This window comes from Xanthovirga aplysinae (assembly GCF_009711365.1).
Lineage (GTDB): Bacteria > Bacteroidota > Bacteroidia > Cytophagales > Cyclobacteriaceae > Xanthovirga > Xanthovirga aplysinae.
Window position 1 is genome coordinate 1 of record NZ_SMMB01000770.1, and the last position, 3,813, is coordinate 3,813.

A 3,813-nucleotide genomic window follows, 5' to 3' on the forward strand; every position below is an offset into this window, starting at 1 on the left:
TATTTAAAATTGGCATTAAATCGTAATAACTAAAAGTGACAACTGCCTTAATTAGTCTTTTGGCTCATTTTTTCTCATTTCTGCTGTGTTCAAACCTATAGCTTTAACTCATTTAAAATCTTCCTTTTTAGCTAAAAAATTAATCATTTCCTACGACTTGAAAGTGGCATCCAGAAACTTGGACTGACTGCCGATCTTTGTATGGTCTTGAAATTATGTATTGATTAATCCGCTTCCGCTAGTTGGATTTTTTTAAAGCAATTTCTACAGCACTTTCAGCATGAATTTTTGTTGTATCAAAAATTGGAATATTTACATCTGAATCATTGATTAACAAAGGAATCTCTGTGCATCCCAAAATCACACCTTCGGCTCCGCTTTTTATTGAATTATTGATTATGTTTCTATATCTAATTTTTGATTCCAATTCAATTTTCCCATGAACAAGCTCATTGTAAATAATATCATGTACGGTGTTCCTGTCTTTTTCATTAGGAATCATTACTTCTATGTTAAAGTTTTCACTTAATATTTTCTTATAGAAATCCTTTTCCATAGTGAATTTCGTTCCCAACAATAAAACTTTATTGATGTTCTGCTTCCTTATTTGATTTCCTGTAGCCGTAGCGATATGTAAAAAAGGAATTTTGGTATTCTTGATTATTTGATCACTACATAAATGCATGGTATTTGTGCAAAGAAGTATTATATCCGCCTTAGCATTTTCTAGATTTTTTGCCGATTCTACCATTATCTTATTTAGGGTGTCCCAGTCCCCTTTGTGCTGTAGTCTTTCAATTTCTGCGAAGTCAACCGATTCCATTATACATCTGGAAGAGTGAAAACCTCCCAAAACTTCTTTCACTTTCTTGTTTATTATCTCATAGTAGACATGAGAAGATTCCCAACTCATCCCTCCTATCAAACCAATTTTTTTCATATGTAATTCAGTTTGTCCCCAATGCCAAATCCAAAAAATTTAGTTTTGATCTTGCCGTGGTCTGGGCCCGACTTTTATTTTTTCAATTGTTTATTTTTATGGAACCCAAAGTTGAGTTTTTAACTCTTATTGTATGGTAGACTTAAACCCTTTTTAGATAAACAATATTTGACTGAGGGGATCATGTTAGAAAATCCCAAAAAACCTTTTTGATTATATATATTACAGTGCACTCCCTCCCCCTTTTATCTTTTTATTATACTGCGATTACTACATTTCCTATCTTATGTCCTTTATCCACATATTTATGGGCCTCCACAATCTGCTCTAACGGATACTGTCTGTCTATGACAGTTTTTATATGCCCGGCTTCAATTAGCTTTTTGAGTTGTAGAAGATCATCAGGGCCTAACTTATGAAAGTTATCATCGACTGACACGTACTTTCCCTGCGAATTAAGTACTTTTTTACATTGTGTCTTTACTTTTGAACTTTTCTTTTCTCCAACTGCATCAAGAATAAAATCATAAAGCTCTAATTCGTCTATAGCGTCCGCTTTTGTATAATCAATTACTTTACTAGCACCAAGAGACTTCACCAATTCTCCATTTGATGAACTGCACACCCCAGTTACATCCGCACCATGGTATCTAGCAAGTTGGACTGCAGTAGTTCCTATTGCCCCAGAAGCTCCATAAATAAGTACTTTTTTTCCGCTTTGGATATTCCCTTGTTTCATAAAGTACATGGCCAAAACCCCTCCATAAACTATTGCCGCAGCTTCCTCATGGCTTATATAATCAGGCTTTATGACCAAGGAACCATTCTTTATCTCTTTATTGGACATGCATTTGTATTCAGCATATGTACCAAAGGTAGAACCCGTAAATCCGTAAACTTGATCACCTTTTTTAAACTGCTTTATATCCTTGCCCACTGATTCAATTTCTCCCGACAACACCAATCCAATGATAGGGTTTCTCGGCTTGGAAAAGCCTAGAAAAAGCCTCATCATTAGTCCCATTATTTGCTTTTTAGGAAAGCTAGGATTTCCAGGCATCTCAAAGCCCCGGATAACACAATCACTTGCAGTTACGGCTGTGGCATGTATTTTTATGAGTACCTCATTGTTTTTGGGAATAGGCTTTTCCACTTCGCTCAATTGGAGGACTTCAGGGGGTCCGTATTTTGTGCATTTAATGGCTTTCATTCTTGTCATATATTTATTCCTTATTCACCTATTTATTAAATCCCTTCAGACCCAGGGCTTCTTTAAACTTTTCCGATTCGAATGACCTTGACTTAATTTTATCCAAAACGTCAACTCAAATATTAATGTATGCATTAATCTTCCAGAGGCTCACAGTGAAAACCACATGCTTTTAAGAGGATGATAATCTCATTTTCACTGATATCATTTATGGTTTCAATTCGCAATACATTATCTATGTCCTCAGTATCAACAGACCACTTAACGATAAGGGGATGATTGTTAAATAGTGGTTTGATAACCTTCACCTTTTTCCTGGTTTTAATATCAGTTCTAAAAATCAATAATGGATTAGAAGGGGTTTTTCGTTTTCCCATATTTGCATTTAAAATTTTATTCATCACTATCAATTCCTTTTGTACGCTTTATGTAGGCTTTATAGGCTTCTTCCCCTTCTTCTTCCCAGAATTTATCGTAAAGCTCCCATTTCGAGAAATCGTTTTTATAGCTTTTATCACTAGAGTCAGCTTTCTTTTTTGATGAACTTTTATTATTCGAGCTTCCCCCAAACCCACCGAATAGGATTTTGAATAGAATTAGGATCCCAACAGCTTGCCAATAATTAATTTCTTTTAGCCCAAAAAGTTCTGGCATTAGAGCGTTCCATAACCACATGACAATGAAGCCGAATAAAACAGCAAACCCTATAGCTGCAACAATACCTAACAACACACAAGCTATCATGGTTGTTGGCTTTTTTGTTCGCATTTTATGTTTAAAATAATTGGTCATATTTTCTGATGTTTTAAGTATTAACATTCTTCTTAAGTTGCTTTTTTAGAATTGAAAGGGCTCTGTGACGCCTTGACATCAAGGTTCCCTCAGGAGCTCCTGTTTTTAAGGACAATTCTCTATAACTGAACCCTTCAAAATCTATGGCAATAATTATTTGTTTATAGTGCGGTTTTAATTCTGAAATTGTTTTGATTAATTCATGTTTCATTTGTTCAGAATATGAATTATCTGCTTTACCGTAGAATAACTCAACAAACTCAACCAGTCGTGATTCACTTTCATCATGAATATTGGTCGTTTGCTTTTTGGTACGCATTAAATCAATAATCTTATTTCTTATGGAGTGGTAAACAAAACCCGCCACATTGTTAATAGGAGAACTGGTATCGGCACGGGAAAATAATTTCAAAGCAACATCTTGAATTATGTCTTCAGCATCTCTGTCGGCACTATCAGTAAATTTTGAAATGACATATGATTTGAGTTGATCATATTCTTTACCAAAAAATGCCTTTAGTTTTCTACTGTTATCTGTTTCTGACATTATTCAATTGCCTTTTAATGGCACTTCATCTATAAAGACGAAGTCTTTTAATTTCCTTGCATTTACTTTTTTGAACAGGCATTACCTTATAAAATAACCGTACTGTAAACTGTTAGACGAATGTCAATTTATCCTTAGGGAAGGAAAATGTGTAAGAAATGAGAGACAACATTTATAAGGTGCAAGAACACAATAATTGTGATTTGTAACTTGCACCTATGGGAATCTGCCCAAAAACTCCAACTAAAAATAAGTATTTGGGATGTTTTAGTTTAAAAAAAATGCTAAAATTTGAAATAGTCTTGAAAAAATGCCTTTTAAAAA

General features: G+C 34.3%; 5 protein-coding genes. All 5 read right to left on the reverse strand.

The window, feature by feature from the left end; genetic code table 11:
* Positions 1-238: 238 nt before the first annotated feature.
* Positions 239-940, reverse strand: coding sequence for an aspartate/glutamate racemase family protein (locus E1171_RS05405; protein WP_155204839.1), 702 nt, complete (start codon positions 938-940; stop codon positions 239-241).
* 256 nt (positions 941-1,196) lie between these two features.
* Complete coding sequence (locus E1171_RS05410) at positions 1,197-2,159, reverse strand: NAD(P)-dependent alcohol dehydrogenase (RefSeq protein WP_246164188.1); 963 nt, start codon at positions 2,157-2,159, stop codon at positions 1,197-1,199.
* Positions 2,160-2,284: 125 nt separating this feature from the next.
* Positions 2,285-2,551 (reverse strand): hypothetical protein, encoded by a 267-nt coding sequence (locus tag E1171_RS05415; RefSeq protein WP_155204841.1) that lies wholly within the window; start codon positions 2,549-2,551, stop codon positions 2,285-2,287.
* Positions 2,544-2,942 (reverse strand): hypothetical protein, encoded by a 399-nt coding sequence (locus E1171_RS05420; RefSeq protein ID WP_155204843.1) that lies wholly within the window; start codon positions 2,940-2,942, stop codon positions 2,544-2,546. The genes E1171_RS05415 and E1171_RS05420 overlap by 8 nt, the downstream gene beginning before the upstream one ends.
* A gap of 13 nt (positions 2,943-2,955) precedes the next feature.
* Positions 2,956-3,489, reverse strand: coding sequence for an RNA polymerase sigma factor (locus E1171_RS05425; RefSeq protein ID WP_155204845.1), 534 nt, complete (start codon positions 3,487-3,489; stop codon positions 2,956-2,958).
* Positions 3,490-3,813 lie beyond the last annotated feature (324 nt).

What these genes read in the sequence shown, in the direction of transcription:
- E1171_RS05405 (WP_155204839.1), bottom strand. Translation starts at nt 940, where the DNA reads ATGAAAAAAATTGGTTTGATAGGAGGGATGAGTTGGGAATCTTCTCAT.
- E1171_RS05410 (WP_246164188.1), bottom strand. Translation starts at nt 2,159, where the DNA reads ATGACAAGAATGAAAGCCATTAAATGCACAAAATACGGACCCCCTGAA.
- E1171_RS05420 (WP_155204843.1), bottom strand. Translation starts at nt 2,942, where the DNA reads ATGACCAATTATTTTAAACATAAAATGCGAACAAAAAAGCCAACAACC.
- E1171_RS05425 (WP_155204845.1), bottom strand. Translation starts at nt 3,489, where the DNA reads ATGTCAGAAACAGATAACAGTAGAAAACTAAAGGCATTTTTTGGTAAA.
- E1171_RS05415 (WP_155204841.1), bottom strand. Translation starts at nt 2,551, where the DNA reads ATGAATAAAATTTTAAATGCAAATATGGGAAAACGAAAAACCCCTTCT.